19 protein-coding genes are annotated in these 19,487 nt (G+C 59.7%); 8 read left to right on the top strand and 11 right to left on the bottom strand.

Translation table 11 applies throughout. The features are described from left to right. Positions 1 to 1,521: 1,521 nt before the first annotated feature. Both L0U79_RS03535 and L0U79_RS03530 read right to left on the bottom strand, forming a co-directional pair. Positions 1,522 to 2,166, bottom strand: coding sequence for a DUF6348 family protein (locus L0U79_RS03535; protein WP_233840512.1), 645 nt, complete (start codon positions 2,164 to 2,166; stop codon positions 1,522 to 1,524). 56 nt (positions 2,167 to 2,222) lie between these two features. Beyond that, a complete protein-coding gene (locus L0U79_RS03530; protein ID WP_233840511.1) occupies positions 2,223 to 3,110 on the bottom strand; it encodes a LysR family transcriptional regulator in 888 nt (295 codons plus the stop codon). A gap of 186 nt (positions 3,111 to 3,296) precedes the next feature. Between L0U79_RS03530 and L0U79_RS03525 the strand changes: the two genes are divergently transcribed. Next, entirely contained in the window at positions 3,297 to 3,701 is a 405-nt protein-coding gene (locus L0U79_RS03525) for a DOPA 4,5-dioxygenase family protein (protein WP_233840510.1), read from the top strand. A 182-nt stretch (positions 3,702 to 3,883) separates the two neighbouring features. On the opposite strand, the gene L0U79_RS03520 is transcribed toward L0U79_RS03525, so the two are convergent. Together L0U79_RS03520 and L0U79_RS03515 are read right to left on the bottom strand one after the other, a co-directional pair. Beyond that, complete coding sequence (locus L0U79_RS03520) at positions 3,884 to 4,336, bottom strand: nuclear transport factor 2 family protein (RefSeq protein WP_233840509.1); 453 nt, start codon at positions 4,334 to 4,336, stop codon at positions 3,884 to 3,886. Between the two features lie 83 nt (positions 4,337 to 4,419). Further along, the gene (locus L0U79_RS03515) at positions 4,420 to 5,226 is read right to left on the bottom strand and encodes a helix-turn-helix transcriptional regulator (RefSeq protein ID WP_233840508.1); all 807 of its coding nucleotides are present in this window, start codon (positions 5,224 to 5,226) and stop codon (positions 4,420 to 4,422) included. A gap of 139 nt (positions 5,227 to 5,365) precedes the next feature. Here L0U79_RS03515 and L0U79_RS03510 point away from each other — a divergent pair, with 139 nt between their 5' ends. The 4 genes from L0U79_RS03510 (at position 5,366) to L0U79_RS03495 (ending at position 7,840) form a co-directional block, all read left to right on the top strand. After that, complete coding sequence (locus L0U79_RS03510) at positions 5,366 to 5,617, top strand: hypothetical protein (RefSeq protein WP_233840507.1); 252 nt, start codon at positions 5,366 to 5,368, stop codon at positions 5,615 to 5,617. Next, positions 5,610 to 5,996 (top strand): hypothetical protein, encoded by a 387-nt coding sequence (locus L0U79_RS03505; RefSeq protein ID WP_233840506.1) that lies wholly within the window; start codon positions 5,610 to 5,612, stop codon positions 5,994 to 5,996. Before L0U79_RS03510 ends, L0U79_RS03505 begins: the two co-directional genes overlap by 8 nt. Then, complete coding sequence (locus L0U79_RS03500; RefSeq protein ID WP_233840505.1) at positions 5,993 to 6,301, top strand: hypothetical protein; 309 nt, start codon at positions 5,993 to 5,995, stop codon at positions 6,299 to 6,301. Before L0U79_RS03505 ends, L0U79_RS03500 begins: the two co-directional genes overlap by 4 nt. Before the next feature lie 141 nt (positions 6,302 to 6,442). Next, positions 6,443 to 7,840 (top strand): serine hydrolase, encoded by a 1,398-nt coding sequence (locus tag L0U79_RS03495; protein WP_233840504.1) that lies wholly within the window; start codon positions 6,443 to 6,445, stop codon positions 7,838 to 7,840. On the opposite strand, the gene L0U79_RS03490 is transcribed toward L0U79_RS03495, so the two are convergent. Beyond that, the gene (locus tag L0U79_RS03490) at positions 7,833 to 8,948 is read right to left on the bottom strand and encodes an AraC family transcriptional regulator (protein WP_233840503.1); all 1,116 of its coding nucleotides are present in this window, start codon (positions 8,946 to 8,948) and stop codon (positions 7,833 to 7,835) included. The genes L0U79_RS03495 and L0U79_RS03490 overlap by 8 nt on opposite strands. Before the next feature lie 447 nt (positions 8,949 to 9,395). Further along, positions 9,396 to 11,075 carry a hypothetical protein gene (locus tag L0U79_RS03485; RefSeq protein WP_233840502.1) on the bottom strand — a complete coding sequence of 560 codons (1,680 nt, stop codon included), beginning with the start codon at positions 11,073 to 11,075 and terminating at the stop codon, positions 9,396 to 9,398. A 452-nt stretch (positions 11,076 to 11,527) separates the two neighbouring features. Between L0U79_RS03485 and L0U79_RS03480 the strand changes: the two genes are divergently transcribed. The 3 genes from L0U79_RS03480 (at position 11,528) to L0U79_RS03470 (ending at position 13,610) form a co-directional block, all read left to right on the top strand. After that, a complete protein-coding gene (locus tag L0U79_RS03480) occupies positions 11,528 to 11,965 on the top strand; it encodes a hypothetical protein (RefSeq protein WP_233840501.1) in 438 nt (145 codons plus the stop codon). A 137-nt stretch (positions 11,966 to 12,102) separates the two neighbouring features. Then, positions 12,103 to 12,687 (top strand): carboxymuconolactone decarboxylase family protein, encoded by a 585-nt coding sequence (locus L0U79_RS03475; protein ID WP_233840500.1) that lies wholly within the window; start codon positions 12,103 to 12,105, stop codon positions 12,685 to 12,687. A gap of 77 nt (positions 12,688 to 12,764) precedes the next feature. Continuing rightward, complete coding sequence (locus tag L0U79_RS03470) at positions 12,765 to 13,610, top strand: helix-turn-helix transcriptional regulator (RefSeq protein WP_233840499.1); 846 nt, start codon at positions 12,765 to 12,767, stop codon at positions 13,608 to 13,610. A gap of 8 nt (positions 13,611 to 13,618) precedes the next feature. Here L0U79_RS03470 and L0U79_RS03465 read toward each other — a convergent pair whose 3' ends face one another. The 5 genes from L0U79_RS03465 to bla form a co-directional block, all read right to left on the bottom strand. Further along, entirely contained in the window at positions 13,619 to 14,083 is a 465-nt protein-coding gene (locus L0U79_RS03465) for a GNAT family N-acetyltransferase (RefSeq protein WP_233840498.1), read from the bottom strand. A gap of 44 nt (positions 14,084 to 14,127) precedes the next feature. After that, positions 14,128 to 14,976, bottom strand: a complete 849-nt coding sequence (locus L0U79_RS03460) for an alpha/beta fold hydrolase (RefSeq protein WP_233840497.1) — start codon at positions 14,974 to 14,976, stop codon at positions 14,128 to 14,130. Positions 14,977 to 15,138: 162 nt separating this feature from the next. Next, on the bottom strand, positions 15,139 to 16,299 hold the full coding sequence (locus L0U79_RS03455) for a 1,4-beta-xylanase (RefSeq protein WP_233840496.1): 1,161 nt from the start codon (positions 16,297 to 16,299) through the stop codon (positions 15,139 to 15,141). A gap of 34 nt (positions 16,300 to 16,333) precedes the next feature. Then, positions 16,334 to 18,349: a beta-L-arabinofuranosidase domain-containing protein gene (locus L0U79_RS03450; RefSeq protein WP_233840495.1), complete on the bottom strand. Its 2,016-nt coding sequence runs from the start codon at positions 18,347 to 18,349 to the stop codon at positions 16,334 to 16,336. Between the two features lie 117 nt (positions 18,350 to 18,466). Next, complete coding sequence (gene bla / locus L0U79_RS03445) at positions 18,467 to 19,486, bottom strand: class A beta-lactamase (protein ID WP_233840494.1); 1,020 nt, start codon at positions 19,484 to 19,486, stop codon at positions 18,467 to 18,469. Between the last annotated feature and the right edge of the window lies 1 nt (position 19,487).

Raw genomic sequence — 19,487 nt, 5'->3', positions numbered from 1 at the left:
AGAGCCACAAAAAACAAGCGCCTCTCAACGCTTGCTCAACCAGGGAGGCTAAACACAGCTATGACTTTCCCGTGCAGATGACGGTTTGGCGTCGCTCTGCATGCGAAGGTGTCGAACTGTGATAACCCGTGCGTGCCTTGCTCTGAACTTGTCCCCCTGACCACAACCGAAAAACGTAAAGCATCTCCCCCGAGATCGTTTTTCGTTTGCAGACGCTTTTAGCCTAGCGGGTATTTCCTACAGATGGAAAGGTGTTTCTTACACTTTTGTGTAGGAATTTGTGAAAGGGTGGACGATATAAAGCCAATGCTATTTCGGGTGTAGGCGTGATGGTTGTGTGATGTGTGTGCGCAATAAGTTGCGGGTGTTTGTTTTGGTATCGATATCGGTTCGCTGTGATGCGAATTTGGATCGATTGGTGTGAAGGAGATGGGATGCGTGGCGGGGTGAGTGGGCTTGGTGATGGTGGGTGGTGTGGGGTGTGTGAGGCTTGGTGATGGTGGGTGGTGCGAAGTGAGTCAGGTTGATGCAAGTTTGCTGGTCGGTGCGTACTGGAGGTGACTTGTGCGCACTTTTCGAATTGGAAGTTCGCGCTGCGGTGCACTCTGTTCGTGAGGCCCTCACGCTCTTTGCTCGTCATTGATAGCGAAGATGTGCGACGTTGGTTTTTTTGCTCGTCGCCCCGGCGAAAGCCGGGGCCCAGTGTCTTTGTTGCGTCGAAAGTCGCTGGGTGATTCGCTTCGCTCACCCCTTCGGGGCCGTCCTTCGGACGTTCTCCGCGCTTCGCGCTACGTCCGGCTTTCGCCGGGACGACGGTGGGGAAATTGGAGACGGTATGGTGAGTGGTGACTGCGCGGCGATTGCGGGTATCAAAGCGAGAGCTGACAGCAAAGACGTGCGACGTCAGTTTTTTTGCTCGTCGCCCCGGCGAAAGCCGGGGCCCAGTGTCTTTGTTGCGTCGAAAGTCGCTGGGTCTCGACTTTCGCCGGGACGACGGTGGGGTGATTGGAGGCGGTGAGGTAGGTGGTGACCGCGCGGCGACTGCGGATATCAGAGCGAGCGCTGACAGCAAAGACGTGCGACGTCATTTTTTTTGCTCGTCGCCCCGGCGAAAGCCGGGGCCCAGTGTCTTTGTTACGTCGAAAGTCGCTGGGTCCCGGCTTTCGCCGGGACGACGGTGGGGAAATTGGAAGCGGTGTGGCGAGTGGTGACCGCACGGCGATTGCGGGTATCAAAGCGAGAGCTGACAGCAAAGACGTGCGACGTTAGGTTTTTTTGCTCGTCATTCCAGCGAAAGCTGGGCGTAGCGCGCAGCGCGGAGAACATCCGAAGGACGGCCCCGAAGGGGTGAGCGAAGCGAATCATCCAGCGACTTCGATGTGGAAAAGCCACTGGATTCCAGCTTTCGTTGGAATGACGGTGAGGAGATTGGAGACCGTACGGCGATTGGTGACGGTACGGCGTTTTGTGTATCAGAGCGAGGTGTATGTACGCGCGCGTGGATAGCGAAGCCGTGCGACGTCAATAATCCCGAATATCCAACGCAATAAAACACCGCGCGCTATATCCCTTCTCCGTCGCCGGCCACGCCAATTGATGAAGCAGACGATCGCCACCCGCCCACGGCTGGTTATCCAACAACGCCTCGGCCACCACTGATCCATCATCCGCGCGGCGATAGAACAAACGAATCCAATGCAATTCGCCGCTCAACGCTTCGTTGCGCAGCGCGTCGTGCAAACCGGATACCAAACCTTCGGGCGCGGCGACATCATCGCGATTGAAGGTAAGCGGGCCGACAAAGACATCCCACGTGCGTATGCCCAATTCCCAACTTTGAATTTGAATGCGTCGATCGTCGGTGACGTACCAACACGCCGCTAGCACCACATACAACACATTGCGCTCGAACGCCTTCAACGCATCGCGCGCGCCGGCATCGCCGCGACCTTGGCCTGCGAAGCTTTCTTCGATATGGCGTTCTTCGCTGATGACGACGTCGATATCCAAGCGACCGGGCTCGCCTTCCGCGCCGTCGTGCCAGCTGCCGCGAACGGCGGGGAAATCGCCGTCGGTGACGAGCCACGATTCTTCGTCCAATTCCAGTTCCACGTCGTGGCGTTCGAAGAGACGAAGCAGATCGGCTTGCACGGTGTTGTCGTTCATCGGGTGACTCCTGGTGTTTTTATGCGACGACAGCGTCGCATACGTACGTGACTGTCTTACGTGTTCAAGCGCGCCAGCAAAAAATCGATGGCGCTGCGGAGCTTGGCGGTGGGGCGCGCGTCTTGCGCGTAGATCAGATACATCGGCGAGGGTTGCAGCGACCAATCGGGCAGCACGGGCAACAAGCAACCGGCGGCGAGATCGTCGGTGAGTACGGCTTCGGGTTGCAGCACGATGCCGGCGCCGTTCAGCGCGGCGATGCGCAGCGCGTTGCCTTGATTGGCGGTGAAGCGACTGCGCACGGTAACTTGGCATTGTTCGCCGTTGGCGTTTACGAGCAGCCATCGATCGTGTCGGCGCCAATACGAGGGGCCCAGACAATTGTGTGTGCTGAGTTGTTCGGGATGCTCGGGGCGGCTGTGGCGATCAAGATAGCTTTTCGATGCGGCGAGTATTCGCCGATACGGACGCAAAGAACGCGCGACGATGCCGGGTTCGTCGATCTCGCCGATATGGATGCCGAGCTCGAAGCCGCCGTCGACAAGATTGGACGGGCGATTGTCCAATGTGAGTTCGATGCTGATATCGGGATATTGCGCCATGTATTCGCTTAACGCGGGCGCCAGGATATGGCTGCCGAAGCTGACCGGCGCGATGACGCGCAGTTGGCCGCGCGGCGTGGCGTGCAATTCCAAGGCGCTGGCTTCGGCCAGTTCCACTTCCGCCAGCGCGTGTTTGCAGCGCTCGTAGTAGAGCCGCCCCACATCCGACAGTTGCTGGCGACGCGTGGTGCGATGGAGCAGGCGCGCGCCGAGTCGTTGTTCGATGTCGTGGATGTGCTTGGCGACCATGGTGGCCGATACCCGGCTGGCCTCGGCGGCGGCGGCGAAACTGCCACTTTCCACCACGCGCACGAACATTTCCATATTGGCCAGCTTGTTCACGATTAAAAACCCATAGGTTTCGAATGGGTCAAATCATCCCATATTTATCAACCTCGGCAAGACGCGCACTATGACGCGCCGCCGGCTCCGGCGCGCATTTCCCGGGAGGGCGACGTGCCAAACTTTCAGCTCGATCTACCCTGCGTGGATCGCAGGGTGTTCTACAAGCGACCGAACGGAGCTGGAATGAACGCAGTAAACGACCATGACGCGCCGTATCACGCGCATATTTATTTCGAGCATTCGCAGCGCGAACTGGCTGACACCGCGCGCGCGTTGCTGCGCGAATGCATGACGTCGGGGAAGATTCCGCAGTTGTTGTTTGTGGGGCGACCGACGGAAGGGAAAGCGGGGCCGCATCCGATTCCGCAGTTTGAAATTCATTTCACGAAAGAAGCGTTACCTGCGGTGTGTAGTTTTATCGAGGCGTCGGGGTTTCGTGCGTTGGTGCATCCGTTGACGGATGATGATTTAGCGGATCACACGACGTTGGCGCATTGGATTGGGACGCCGGTTGATCTTGATCTGACGACGCTTGATCCGCCGGGTTTCAACCAAGGTGTGGCGCGGTTTGGGAAGTCGGATTTTTGAGGACAACACCTGCGCTTGGGATTCCCCTGTCCTCCTCTCGTCATTCCGGCGAAGGCCGGAATCCAGTACTAGTACGTAGTGCGCAGCACTCAAAATCGATTTTGTGTGCTTCGCACAGCGTACTTCACTGGATTCCGGCCTTCGCCGGAATGACGTGAGGTAGGGACAAAGACTGCGGCGATTTATGGTGCGCTATTCACTTGCGTAAAAATCACCTGCCACCTCCCATCACGCTTCGCCCAAACATCCACAAACCGCGCCCGCATCGTAAACGCCTTCCCGCGATTAAACCCTTTCGCATCCACCATCCCACCTAATACGGCGCCATTCGGCCACACCTTGCGCACTTGTTGGGTAATCGCGACATACGTCGTCTTGCTTCCCGGCGCTACGGCATCGGCAATGTCTTGCGCCTTGGTTTGATTCTCCCCATTCGCATTTGCCAACACATAATCGTCGGCGAGCAACCGTTCGAGTTCCGCGCGATCGGATTTGAATTGCGCGAGATCGTAGGCCGTCGCCGCCGCAGCGAGATCTTGAGGCAACCCGCGATAGTCGCCAACTTCCTGCCCCGCGTGAACCTGCGTCGCGATCAACGCCGCGCAAATCGCCCCACTCCATCGTGATAACCGCATGGCCTTTCCTTTGCTGGATGTGTTGATGCAAAGGTAATTCGGCAGCGTGGCGGCGCAATGACCTGGGAGGTCATATCGGCGCGTTAGGCGGCGGCTTGCGATGTCTCGCGCAGGTGTTGGCAGAAGGCGGCGGTTTTTTCGTCGGCGGGGAAGCAGCATTCGATGCGCAACTCTTCCAACGTCACATCGCGCGGATCGATAAAGGTGGTCATCGTTTCGAAGAAGCGCAATTCGCCGACCGAGCTGCGGAACACGAGATTGAGCACGGGCGTTATGCCCTCGCTTGCGTCCATGGAACGCCAATGCGATGGCACGTCGGGATAGACGAGCAATTCTTCCAACAAACGGCGCGAGTGGTCGTCGGTGGGCACGCTGGTCACCACATCGTGCAGATGACGGATAAAGCGTCCCGCCACTTCCTGCCAGTTGACGATCACGGGGCGGAAGTCTTCGGGATCGAATACTTGATGCAGCAAGTTGGTATGCCGCAACGGTCGGCCTTGCATCAGAAAATGGTTGATGCGCATTGCCGCGTCGTTGGCGTGCAGCACTTCCCAATGGCGGCTGACGACAAAGGCGGGATACGGTTCTTGATGGCGAAGGATCAGCGCGATGGCGTCGCGCATCCGGTCGAGCGTGGGTGTGATTAGCGGGGTTTCGGAGAATTCGGTGGCGAATCCACCGGCGCGGATCAGCACGTTGCGTTCGCGCAGCGGCATACCCAGTGCGTCGGCGAGTCGCCCGATCACGTCCTTGCTCGCCTTCGATTTGCCGGTTTCGATGCAGCTCAAATGTCGCGCGGACACCTCCGCTTCCAACGCCAGATCCAGCTGACTCATGCGCCGCGCTGCCCGCCACTCGCGCAGCAGCCGGCCGATGGGGGAAGGCATGTCTTTCGAAGGGGACGTCACCTTGCTCGATCTCCTGTTCGGCGAGCTGCCGACAGTACCGCGTGACCGGCGCGATCAGAACCCTTACCTGTGGCGGGCCACCTTGTTTGGTACATATGTACCGTGGTAGCATTTTGGCATGAAAGACATCGAACGCATTCAGACCGGCGTACGGCTGGAAAAACGCACGCTGAAAGTCTTAAAGGGGCTGGCGGAGTATCTCGATCTCTCGCTGGGCGACGTGATCGAGGGCATCGTGCTGCACGCTTTCGAAGGCAAGTCGCCGTTCTCCAAGGAGACGCGGGAGCAAATCGAGCGGCTGAAGGTGGTTTATGGCTTGGACCTTACGTCCGAGGACGCGCATCACCTGCGCGAGCCGCCCCGTGACTGATTCCACGCCGCTGCTGGATGCGTTTCTCAAGCACAAGCTTGAGCTTGCGCATTTCCGGCACGTGGATCATCTGCGCGTTGGCTTCGAACTGCTGAAGCGCCACGACTTTCTCACCGCCGCGTCTCTGTTCTGCAACGCGCTGAAGACGATGACGGCCAGCGCCGGGCTCGGCCGCGTGTATCACGAGACCATCAGCGTGGCGTTTCTGTCGCTGATCGCCGAACGCATGCAGCGGGACTCTGACGCGGATTTCGCGCAGTTCCAGGAGCGCAACGCCGACTTGCTGGATAAGTCGGTGCTTAAGCGGTGGTACTCCGACGAGCGGCTTCGCTCCGACGCCGCGCGCCAAACCTTTGTGTTGCCGGAGGCACGTACATGAATTGGCATCTTCAGTTGTTGCGTTGGTCCTACTGTGCGTTTATCGCGTGGGTGACCGTGAAGACCCTGGTGTCGGGGTACGCGGGGCATGACGTTCATATGCTGGTGTTGGCGAGCGTCGAGTTGGTGGCCATCGCCGCCCTGCTGTTCGAAAAGTCGGAACGCCCCGCCGCCATCGTCTTGATCATCGTGTACGCGATTGCGGCGGTGTTGACGGCGGCCGGGGGCGAGATGCCGATCCGGTTTGCGTACTTTGCGGCCACGGCGTTCTTTATCGCCTATGCACGGCGCATTCCTGCGACCTGATCAATCTTTAGCCAGTCGCCACGTCCGAAAAGCCCGTACAAGCTCCGAATTCGCCGTCCAGGCGTACGGATCGGCCGGATGGGACGACCGGATGGCGCTGGACCTTCATTCTGCGGCCTTCCCCGTACTGGAGTGTGCGCCGTGAAAGTCGTCCGAGTCCTGTTGTCGAGCCTGGTGGTGGTGGTGGTCGCCGGCTGCGTGTTTGTGTGGTGCAATCGAGAGGCGCTGCATGTGGCGGCGAGTTCGGTCAGCCAGTCGGTGTGCGCGGCGGCGTTTGTGTCGCGGGTGGACCCGGACATGGTGTTTGCGCAGGAGCAGCGGCCGTTGATGGGCGGTATCGCCTGGGCGGTGCGCTATTCGGTGGATCGTTCGCACGGCGAGGTGCTGACGAGCGTGCTGGACACCTTTCACGCGCGGTCGCAGTACCGACAGGGACTGGGTTGCGTGCTTGAGCTTGGTGATGATCCGCTGCCGGAGACGACATCGCTCGGCGAGCAAAACGTGCCGGATGGCTTCGGTTCGCAGGTGATCGCGCCGACCGATCCGGCGATCGATGCGGCGCTGGCGCGGGCGTTCGCCGAGCCGGACCCGAAGCATCTCCGCCAGACGAAGGCGATTGTGGTGATGCACGACGGGAAGTTGATCGCGGAGCGTTACGCTCCGGGTTACGGACCGGAAACCCCGATCTGGGCGCATTCGGTGACCAAGTCGGTGACGCAGGCGTTGATCGGCATTCTGGTTCGTCAAGGCAAGTTGCAGGCGAATCAGCCGGCGCCGATTGCGGATTGGTCATCGTCCAGCGATACGCATCACCCGGTAACGGTGGATCAATTGCTGCGCATGGATAGCGGACTGCCGTTTGACGAAACCAACGGGCCGGTGAGCCTCGCCACGCATATGTGGTTTGCCGAATCGGATACGGCGGCTTACGCCACGCATATGCCGCTCGATCATGCGCCGGGCACGCACTGGGCGTACGGCAATCTCAGCTATGCGGTGCTGTCGAAATTGATCGGCGACGCGAGCGGCAACACGGCGGTTGGCGCGGAGTCGTTTGTGCGCAACGAGTTGTTTGCGCCGCTCGGCATGCATCATTCGGTAATCGAAACCGACGCCAGCGGCACGCTGCTCGGTTCCGGTTTTATGTATGCATCGGCGCGCGATCTGGCGCGCTTCGGTCAGCTGTATCTGGATGATGGCGTGGTCGACGGCAAACGCATCCTGCCTGAGGGTTGGGCGGATTACGCGCACTCGCAAACGCTGGACACCGGTTATGGCGCGGGCTTTTGGACCAATCTGGTGAATACCGGCAGCGTGCCGGTGTGGGATGCGCCGTGGGGCATACCGCAGTTGCCGAAAGACATGTATTACGCGCGCGGCGCGTTCGGCCAGTACGTGATCATCGTGCCGTCCGAGCATTTGGTGGTCGTGCGGATGGGCTTGAGCGTGCAAGGCGGCGGCACCGGTATCGGCGATGTGACGGCGGCAATCATCGCCGCGCTGCATCGCGAAGCGTCGAGCGCGGTTGCGATCAGGTAACGGGTTCGCTGGCAGTGCGTTGTCGGCGGTAGTTGCTGGGCGTATCGCCGACTTGGCGTTTGAAAGCGGCGTTGAAGGTGGACTTCGACGTAAAGCCGCAGGCATACGCAAGATCGAGAATCGTGCGCGGCTCGGCGGGATTCGCCAGCCGCTCGCGCACGGCCTCCACGCGCAAGCGATTGACGTAATCGCAGAAGCTGCCGCCGAGGCGTCGATTGATCACGGCAGAGACGAGATATTCCGGGTAGCCGCTGCGCTTGGCGACTTGGCCGATGGTGAGCGCCGGTTCGAAGTAGAGCGGTGCATCGCCACTCATCAGTTGCGTAAGGCGCGTCTCGACGTCGGCGTAGCGCGCGGTATCGGCAGTCGACTCCGCATCGCGTTCGTTCTGCGCGGGAACAATAGGCGGTTCGGCCGACACCGGCGGTTGGCCGAGACTGAACCAGCCCACCATGCACACCCACGCAGCCACCAAACCGAACAACAAGCCGTAGTTGAAGATCGGCAGATACACCAACGCCTGCACGACAGCGAGCGTCCAGATCACGATCTGGAAACCTGCCATGGCGTCGATCCAGCGCAACGACAAACGATCCGCATCGGAGCGACGCTCGCGCAATCGTTGTCGATAGCCGCGTACCAGCAGCAACGCCGCCACCACATACGACAAGCTATAGAGAAACAACGGCACATCGAACCATGCGCCGACGGCGCGCTCGCCGGCGATCCAGCGTTGCGACAGCGATTGCAACAGCGCGTGGCTGCCGACGAAAACGTAACCGTTGAGCACCAGCATGACGATAAAGCCGAGCAGGTGCATCGTGTCGCGCACGCGGAACTTACGTTCTTCTACCAGTGCGCGCACATATAGATAGAACAGGCTGCCGTAGAGAAACGGAAACAGCGCGACGAAGCGGTAGGCGCGGAACCATTCCGGTGACAGCTCGTGCCAGTACATTGCCTTTACGGCCAGATCCAGCCCCGACAAACCCACCCATACGGCGAGCAAGTGATTGGCGGCGCGGTTCGCCAGTTGTCGCCACAGCGTCAACGCTAAAAGCGCGGCCTGCAGGGCGCCGGCGAAGTAGATGAAGATCCAGAATGTCATGGCGTTCCGGCGGGCAAGCGCATCAACCTGGCGAAGGATTTGCTTATCTTAGCCAACATGGTCGTTTGCGCAGCATCCACGGCGATCTCAAAAATGCTCCTTCACTTGCCAATTTTCCGTCGCCCCGGCGAAGGCCGGGGCCCAGCGACTTTACGCTCGCAAAGATCAAAGACACTGGGCCCCGGCTTGCGCCGGGGCGACGGTGAGGTGTGAGTAGGCTTGCTCTAATCAATGCAACTTCTGGAACCTACCTGGCGCAACATCGAAGCGCACTAAAAATGTTTCGCCGCCTGCCAAGAAGTATTTCGTCGCCCCGGCGAAGGCCGGGGCCCAGTGTCTTTGATCTTTGCGGGCTAAAGTCGCTGGGCCCCAGCGTTCGCTGGGGCGACGGTGAGGCGCGGTTGGTGTTTGGAGAAAGTGTGAGGGTTTGCTTGCTTTGATTCTGACTTAAAACTTGCTGTGCTCCACCTGCCGCTCGCGACGCATCAGCGTCCACTCCGCATGCTCGGTCAGCGCCGCGTCGCCCAGCGCACGCAGAATACTGCGCTTTTCCGACGGATCGTTGGTGCGGTCGAGCGCGGCGCGCGCGCCACTGAAAATGCGCTGCATAAACCGGTATTGCCGAATCAACTCTTTATCGGCTTTGCGATACGCATACGCCTCGCGCACGGCGGCGACGATGGAGAAAACGGCCATGATCATCACCAAGGTCGTCTTAGTGAGTTCCGGCAGCTTCAGCGCGAAGATCGCCAAGAACACGCTAATGGCGATGCCCACCCATAAACTGACGGAGCCGATGATTTCCGTCAGATGATGCACGCCTGCCTTCTCTTCGGTCTTGCGCTCGAAATAGTGCAATTGCCCTGACCGACCCGATTCACCCACCCATTCGCTGATAACGCGATTGAGCGCATCGGGCTCCAGCTTTTTGTGCGGCTGCAGACCCACAGCGCGCATCACATTGCGAATCCAGCCCAGCTCGATGTTCTGCTTTTGCAGAAAGTTGTCGTGCGCGAATTCGTGATCGGTGTCTTTGGAAATGCCGGCGCGTCGCCAATAAAGCTGGATGCGCAATCCTTCGGCCAGCGCGCGGTAATCCAGGTATTTGCGATGCCATTCGCGCCGACGCGCCAACGCCGCGACCACGCCGCCGCCGGCAAACAGCAGCAGGAAGAAATAGATCATATTGTCCTGCTGCGTAAGGTGCGCGTAGAACGTAAACGCGATGCCCATCAGCGCCGCCAGCGTAAAGGTGATGCGCAGCGCGAGGAGCACGCGCTTTTGAAAGTGCAGCGCCAGCCAGTCGGCGGATCGAAACAGTCGATCGATGTTGTCCATGGTGATCATGTCCAACTTGGTCGATGGCGCAGTTGCGTCGATGTCCGTTTCGTATTTGGCGCAGTCCTCGTTGAATTCGACCATATGCTGGATCATCAGCTCGAATTCTTCGGGCATGTTGGCGTCGGGCGAGATGTCGTCACCGGTGCGCCAATGCGTTTGCAAGGGCGACAAGCCGGGTGCGACCTGACCGTTTTCGCCTTCGCGCGAGCAGACGATGTGATAGAGCAGATGTTCGTCGCCGCCGCTAAGGATATGTCGCGCCTGGCGTGCATATTCGCTGATGCCGGGCAACGAGCCGTGCAAGTAGTACTTGACGATTTGCCCGGTGCCGCCGAGTCGACCGGAGTCTTTGCCGTCCCAGATGGTGACCAGAATGTGCGCATGACTGGCGATAAACACGCCCGCTTTCGCGTATTGGCGATTGCGCGCTTCGCCGTGCGCTTGCAGCTCTTCGCGCGGCTGGCTTTTCAGCAGTGGCAGGCGAATCACTTCGGCTTGCTCGATCAACGCCTCGAACTGCGCGCGCACGGCGGTGTCGGCGAAATCTTCGACATACATGTCGCGTGGCAACGGCAACGGCACCACCAGGCGCGCGCCCGCCGCGACGGCTTCGGATGCGAACAGCTGATCGCCGCCTTCCGCCAACGAAGACAGCACGACGATTGGCAAGGATGGGAAATCAGCATGCAATTGCGCAAAAAACGCGCGGACGCGTTGGCGGATCGGCTCGATTTCCGATGCGGCGATATTGCGATGACTCGTAACGCCGATAACCAAAGGTGTCATGACGACCTCTGATCGAAACGCCTTGGAGGCGCAGCGCCTTCCCGCGCCTAGGTTGCGCCCGGCATCCCGCGAATGCCTGCCCTCGCCCCGCTCCTCTGGCGGGATTGGCGCTGAGCCTAGCACCAAAATGTGATGTGGTTCACATTTTGGTGCTAGGCTCAGGCGGTCGCGGCGCTCGGCCAGCCCGAGCCCCCGAGGGGTTTATGAGTTTCACCGCCAGGAAGGCTCGGCCTTTTCCTGGAGTGAAGGCGTCATGACACAACCTCGAGCGATGCCGGATGTCCGGTATCACGCACTTCTCCGCTTTCACCATCGAATGCGCCCTTGGCCGCGTGCGCGCACCGCGGCTCGGAATGCGTTGCGTGCTCGCGCTTGAAGCGGGGCGCTTTAGTCGATGACTTAAAAGGACGACCCGGTACGGAACCCATTTCTGTCAGAGAAAGGAGTTATCCATGAAACACGGCGATCCGAAAAACATCGAGATGAGTGTGGAGCTTTACCGCGATCCCGGCGGCGGTTGGGAGGACAACCTGCTGGTAATTAGTCAAGGCAATCATCATCAGGCGTTCGAAAAAATTCCGAGCAGCGGCGAACCGCACACCATCACGTGGACGTTGACGGGAAATGCGAGCGGCGGCGAGTTTTGCTCGCTCGACGACGCAAAAAGTCCCGGCTTCACCTGGCTGATTCGGCGGCCGGTGGAAAAAATCTTCCGCCAGATTCGTCATCACGGCAAATCGATCACGATGCAAAACCATCACCATGACAAAGACAGCGAAGGCGTCTGGCACTACCAGCTGTTCGCACGCTTTGGCGACAAGATTTACGGTGTCCCGCTAACCTTCAGTTGCGGCTTGTCGAATCCGAACCCGACCATCAAAAACACCTGACGTTGCTGTCGCAACGCGATAGTTATGTGGGCGTAGCATGGCCGCCCACGACCTTTCCCGCCTATCGCTTGATTACCTCGCAGGTAATTGGCTCGTTGATCGTGCGCGCCTAAGGTGTCTCCACGGAAACACCCTTTATGGCCACCTTCATCGAGGAAAACACCATGCATACGTTCCCTATCCATACAATCGAAACCGCCCCCGTGCGATCCAAAGCATCGCTGGAAGCGCTGCATAGCGCGTTCGGCATCATTCCGAATATTGCCGGCACCATGGCGACGTCTCCGGTACTGATCGACAGCCTGGTCGGGCTGTTCGGCAAGGTTCATGGCGGCAGCTTTACGGAAGAGCAAGTCCAAGTCGTTTTGCTGACCAATGCCGTGACCAATGCGTGTACATGGGCGGTGGCATTTCACTCCTACTTGGCGGTGCAAGCGGGCGTCGACGAGGCGGACGTCAACGCCATTCGCGAATATCGCGCGCCACAGGACGCAAAGAACCGCGCGCTTTCCACCTTGGCGCGCACGCTGATCGAAAAGCGCGGGCATCTGAACGACCACGATGCGGCGGCGTTTCTAGATGCCGGTTTCGGCCAGGATCATCTGCTGGAAGTCGTCGGCATTGTCGCCGCGTCCACGATCACTAACTACACTGGCAATGTCACCCATCCGGCGCTGGAAAAAGCGTTTCAGGCGTACGGCTGGCAGGCGCGCAACGCCTGATTGTTCGAGTCACGACACGCAGCACGACCGAGCCAACGTGGCGAACCATGTTGGCTCGGCGTGTTCGGGAGAATCGCATGGGCACCATTCGTAGTGAACGGACGCCTGCTTCCAATGATCTGGGCGCGCTGCTGCGGCATTGGCGCGACTTGCGCGGCGCCAGCCAATTGGATTTGGCGCTCGATGCCGGCATGTCGCAGCGACATTTGAGCTTTATCGAAAGCGGTCGCAGCGCGCCCAGCCGTCAGGCGTTGACCAGCATTGTGCAGTCGCTGGATGTGCCTTTGCGGGAACGCAACGTCATCTATCTGGCGGCGGGCTATGCGCCGGTTTATTCGGAGGTGCCGTGGAACGCCAAGGAGATGCAGAGCATCACGCGCGCGCTGGATCGCATGTTGCGCCAGCACGACCCGTTTCCCGCGCTGGTGCTGGATCGCTATTGGAACGTGTTGACCACCAATGATTCGTCGCCGCGATTTTTCGGCTCGTTTATCGACTTGGCGGCGCGTGCGCGACCGCGCAACATGCTGCATCTGATGTTCGATCCGAACGGTATGCGTCCCTTCGTTTCGGATTGGGAAAATGTGGCTAGAAGTCTCATTCAACGTATCTATCGCGAAACAATCGGGCGCGTGCTGGACGCGCAAACGCAAGTCTTGCTCGATGAGCTGTTCGCGTATCCGGGCGTCGATCCATCGTGGCGATTGCAAGGATCGGCCGGCTCTGCGGCAAACCTGCCGATGATCCCGATGGGATTTAACAAGGACGGCAAGGTGCTGAATTATTTTTCGATGATCACCACCGTCGGCGCACCGCAAAGCATCGCTGCACAGGAATTACGCATCGAATCGATGTTTCCTGCAGACGAAGAGACCGAGGCGTTTCATGCGACGTGGATGTCGGGCGGTGATTTGCCTGCTTGAAAGGCGAATCACGCCCCGTCGGCGCTGCCTTGCATGTCGCGCCGGAAGGCGCGCTCGTTGGGATACCAACCATATTCATCGTAACGACGGACTTGCGGCGCGGCGCGCATCGTCGTCGCCACTTCGTCGACCGGCACTTCGCGCCATCCAAGCGTTTCGAAAAAGCCGCCCGTGTCTTTACTAAATAGATAAATGCGATGGATCGCGCGTGTTTGCGCTTCGGCGATGACCGCTTCCAAAAGCAGTCTCGCCAAGCCAAGGCGGCGATGCTCGTGATGCACCGACACGCTGCGCAGCAACGCGGCGCCTTCGCCAAGTTCCAATCCACAGAAGCCGACTAACGCCGTATTGCTTCGCGCCGTCCAATAAAGCGCACCGGATGAAAAGATGTCATGCGTCGACAAGCCGCACGTGTCCAGCAGCGCATGAACGTCGCGCAGATCGGCCTGCACGGCGCGCTCGATCTTGATCATGCATTTATCCCTTCAACGGTGCGCTGTCGATTCCGTCTGTGGTGTCACTTGGCGAGCGGCGTAAGCCATTTGAGAACCGCGTCGGAAAGTTCTCTGCGCTGATCGGAATACGAATGGTCGGTCGGAAAGTGCGCGGTCGTGACTTGCGTATCGCCTGCGTGACGCAAGGCATCGGCCAGCGCCCCACCCTCGCCCGCCAGACCGTCATCCGATGTCACGACCAGCACCGGTCGATTTTTGAGCGCACCGACTTTCGAGGCAAACGTCCACGAGGACGCATGATCGGCTAGCTCGCGCGCCAAACCCTCCGGCGTGCATCCGCTTAACGGCGCCATGTTTTGCGCGGCGAGGCCGACGCTGACCATGTGCAGTGATGTATCCAGCGGCTCCTTCTTTCGAAGTTGCACGTAGCGCTCGCCCCAATCCGAACCCGAGATGATTGCAAGCGCCTTGACGTTGGGATCCGCCGCCACGGTTTGCACGGCCATAAAACCGCCCATGCTGTGGCCGACAACCACCATGCGCGCCGGATCGAAACGCAGTCGTTTCACGTTTTCCGGTTTCCGCAGATACGTAAGTGCCGCTTCCGCGTCTTCGATGCTATGCGTGATCGAAAAGTCGCCGGGCGAACCCCACGACCCGCGATAGTCGAAATAGACGACGTCCCAACCCGCGCGTCGCATGTCCTGCGCCAAATCCAGATTGCGCTCGTAGCCCGGAAACCCGTGCAGCAGCAGCACAAGCGGGTGTGGCTCTGAACCGGCGGCCACATACACCATGGCATTCACGCGCACACCGTGCGTGGGGATCTGCATCACGTCCATGGAAGCGCGTGGTTCGCTTGCGTTATGGCTCGCCGGCGTTTGCGCGAAGGCATGCACAGGAAAAAGCACGAGGCTTGCCGACAAACAAACTGCCAACGCTGCGGATTTCGCGGAGAACTTCACATCGCCCCCTGATTTGGCCGAACTTCCTGGAGCGCGGAATGTACCGCGGATATTTTCCGCGGCACAAATGCAATTCGGCCCATTGCAAGCGTCGGAGTGACTATTTACTCACAGCGTCGTCGCAGCCGCCGGCACGACATGCCGCGGCGACGTGCTCAGCGCGTGAATAATGTCCACTTCGCGCTGGCGATACGGCGTGCCATCGGCATGCAACAAATCGTGAAACCAGATGGTGGGCGGCTGCAGGGTATACGGGTGCAACCACGAGTCCCACGGAAAAATGGTTTGCGTCTTGCCGGATACAAAACCCCAGTTGATCATGCCGACATCGAGTTTCTTTCCAAGTGGCATGACGCCGTCGATGGTCGACCCGGCGCTGCGCGCCATATATTCGGTGCAAATGATCGGACGACCGTAAACGCGCAGTTGTCGCACGCGCCGATAGAACGCTTCCGGGAAATCGTAATTGTGAAACGTGATGACATCCGACTCGGAAAGCTGCGCGCGCTGGATATCGCTGAGCGATGAAAGCTTGGCCCAATCCCCTTCGTTGGAAATGCCGCTGGTCAGCGGTTGTTGCGGCGATTGGCTGCGCGCCCACGCAAACACCTGCGGCAGCAATTGCGCGACGCGCTGCAGTTTGTCTTTCGGTTCTTTCCCCGGGTAATCGCTGCTCACGTCGCCGTCGGGCTCGTTCCACACATCCCACGCAAGAATACGGTCGTCATGTCCAAAGCTGCCGACGATATCTTTCACATACGCTTCGAGTTGCGGGTAATGCGAGGGATCGTCCAACACCTTGGCGCCCGGCGCCTGCACCCAGCCCGAGTTATGCACGCCGGGAATCGGCGGATGCTGCGGACCCAAAACGGGATCGGGGTCCCAGCACGAATCGAACAATACAAAGATGGGTTTGATGTGATGCCGCGCGGCGATCTTTAAAAACGTATCGATACGTTGCTTGAAACCGTCGCGATCCTGTTCCCACACCAGGTTATGCAGAAACACGCGCATGGTGTTCATGCCCATCGCTTGCGCCCAGCCGAGTTCCTGATCGATACGCGCGGGATCAAAGCTAGAGGCTTGCCACATCTCCAGTTCGTTGATGGCGTTGGACGGAATGTAATTGCTGCCCGCCGGCCAAGCCTGCTTGGCGTACCAGGCATTCGCTTTTTCGGCGGTCCATCGCGGTACGTCGGCGGCGTGCGCCATGGCGGCGACCAGCGCCAGGATGATGATCACCCATTTCGTCCAGTGCTTATAAAGCATCGTTCGGTCTCGCGTGTGTTGTCGGTTCAAGCTGTCAGCTGAGCGGCGGAAAGGCAGTGATGCGTAATTTGGCGCCCGCGTACGGCACCAGCGTGATGGACTGCGCCGTTTCATCGGTGGATGCTTCGGCCTTGGCCGGCACCGGCTCGGCGCTGCCTTCCGATGCTTTCCATGCCGGTACGTAGCGCGCTTGCAACGCCAGTTGCACGGCGGGCGCGGCGCCTGCAAACGGTTTGTCGCCGATGGGATGCTCGCTCACTGCGATGGATGCATCGGGTGCGACGCCCAGATTCCAGCGCGAGCCCGGATACACCTGCCAGTCGTTGGTCGGTCCGCGTTTGCGCCACACGACCCAGTTCTCTTTGATCGGCAAGGCATACACCAACGCGCCGCGCGTGAAACTCAGCGCGCCGTTGTAGCCGTGTTCGGTTTTTACCTCGGCGTTAAAACTCACTTCCACCGTATCGCCCGGCTTCCACGTGCGTTCGATCGTCGTAAATCCGTCGTTCGCTTTCACGGGTTTGCCGTTCACCGCGATACGCGTGCCTTGCGACCACGCCGGTATGCGCAAACGCAGCGGAAACGCCAGCGCGCGTTGCGGTTTGACAGTGATGCTGACGGTTTGACGGAACGGATACTCGCTGACTTGCTCCACGATCACGGGCACGTCGCGCACCACCGTCGTCACCGTACACGGCGCGTAACTCATCGCCGCCAAACCGCGATCCGCCGTCGCCATCCATACGCTGTTAGTGAATTTCGGCCAGCCCTGATGAAAATTCGCCGTACAGCAACGGAAGTTGGGTTCGAGTCCAAACAGATTCGATTCCGGTCCGTCGGTGGTCCACGGCGTGCGGTGCAGGCTGCACTCGACCTGGTTCGGTTGCTGATTGTATTGATGCGCCCACATGTCGTCGGTCAACGCGCCGGGCAGCGCGTTGAAGGCGATGCGTTCCAAGCGGTCGCCCAATGCGGAGTCGCCCGTTATCGCGAGCGCAACCTCCAGCGAATACATCGTCTCGACGACCGTGCACAGTTCCGTCCCTTGCGAGGGGCTGCGACCGGCAAGATGTTCGTCCGCGGAAAACATGCCGTTGGGCAAGCCGTGATACGTATCCAGCATCTGCAACTGATGATGCACGGCATCGCGGTCGGCAGCGCTGCCGGACACCACCGACCATACCGGCGATGCCTTCACCGCCTGCGCGTTGTTGACGCCGTGCACCTGCAGGCCGAGGTCTTGCATAAAGACATCGTCGCCGCCGGCTTGCTTGCGCAGTGCTTCCGCATCGGTTTTCTGCGTGAACGGAAAATGCGCGAACATGCTTTGCCAGTCGTAACCTTGCTGCTTCAGCAGGTGCGCCAGTTCAAGCAGCTTGGCGTCCTGCGTGCGCTGATAAAGCCACAACACCGACACCAGCTCGTCCTGCCAGCGCATGCGCCCCCAATCGCGCAATGGGCGCGTGGGCAACGCTTGCAACTGATAGTGAAAATAGCGCGTCATCAACGGCATCACCCGCGGATCGCCGGTGAGTTCGTGATACTGCGTCAGCACCTTGAGCATGACCATGCGCGGCCACCAATCGTCGTTGCTGCGCGGACCGAACATACCGTTGTCCCACGGATGATCCAGCGTCCAATCGATAAAGCGCATCGCCTTCGCTTTCAGCTGCGGCGAATCCAACTGCCACGCGAGCGGCACCAAGCCATCGAGAAAATACGGACCGTCTTCCCACGACTCGCCCTTGCCGCCCGACCATCCGCTGTCCGGCCCCACGATGGGCCAGAACTCATCGAGATGACCGCCCAAACCGCCCGCCTGAATTTCCAGCTGCCGCAACAACCAACCACTCGGCTTGATCGAACCCGCTGGCAACAACGCAAACGGTTGCTGCATCAATGGCGCTTGCGGAAACAGCGGCGCTTGCCGCACGGCACCCGTTGCCAACATCGCGGCCGCCAGCGGACGGAAGGTCATCGCACTCATGGCGCCCGCCACGGCCATGCCTTGCAGAAACGAGCGACGGCTCATCGAGGAAAGCGGGGGCATGCTCTGACTCTCGGTTTAGTGCAACCCGCCGAGTGTCGTCCAATTATCCGACAAATTCAAATAGCCGCAGTAAAACGTGCCAAAATATGGGAAACACGGCATCACCTTCGCGCGAACTTACTTCGCGAATGCCTGCGACACGTCGCTGGCGATTTCGGCAAAAAGCGCGTCCCTTTGTTGTCTATCGGCGTGGGAAGCGGTCAAGAACGCGGCCACGACGACCGTGTGTCCATCGGGCCATGTGATGATCCCGATATCGTTGAAGGCGGCCGTTATGCCATCCAGCGAAAGAGACGTGCCGCATTTGTCCGCAAATCGAACCGTCGCCGGCAGCCCTCTTCTCAAGCGCACCGGCACGGTCTGTCCATACATCAAGTCCAGTAGACGCTTGGTCGAGCCGGACGACAGCATTTGGCCCTTCCAAAGCTTCTTGAGGAAGTCCGCGGCAGCGTCGGGCGTGGTGCGATTGCGTGGATCGCGAAGATAGGCCTCGTAGCCGCGCCTTTCCCTCATCAATGCCTGCTGATCGGTTTCTTGCGGAGAGATGGATGCTCCGTTTTCGGTCTGCTCGAATATCCGGGAGACACCCGCTTCGTCGAGATCGATGCGCATGCCGTCGACGCCATGCGCTCGCAAAAACGCAGTGACGACCTCCGGCCCGCCGACCAACCTGACCAATGCGTCGGCAGCGGTGTTGTCGCTTTCGCTCACCATCGCCACGAGCAGTCGACGCACCGAAAACGTCATGTGCTCGCCGTTGAAATGAGCGCCGATGGAAGGAATGGCCGAACCGCCTTCGACATCCTGGCGATTGATCGTTACGGTTTGATCCAGCGAAAGGCGCCCTGCATCGATCTGCGCAAGCACCGTCGCCGCGACGGGCGCCTTGAACACGCTCATCATGGGATAGGCGCGATCGGCATTGACGCGGATCGCCGCTCCCGTTTTCAAATCCAACACGGTTATGCCGAGCAGACCAGGACGAGCTTGTGTTGCGAGCTGCTGCAATGCGTGCTGGAGATGCGCATCCGGTTGACTCGCGTGACCTTGATTGGCCGCGAATGCGGAGACCGGGAGCCATGTGGCTCCGGCGAATATCAGCGCTCTGCAAGCAAATGTCGCGTATTTGCTGAACATG

The organism is Dyella sp. 2HG41-7 (assembly GCF_021390675.1).
Classification (GTDB): domain Bacteria; phylum Pseudomonadota; class Gammaproteobacteria; order Xanthomonadales; family Rhodanobacteraceae; genus Dyella_B.
The sequence above is the reverse complement of the archived record's forward strand: the minus strand, read 5'-3'. Positions and strand labels throughout refer to the sequence as shown.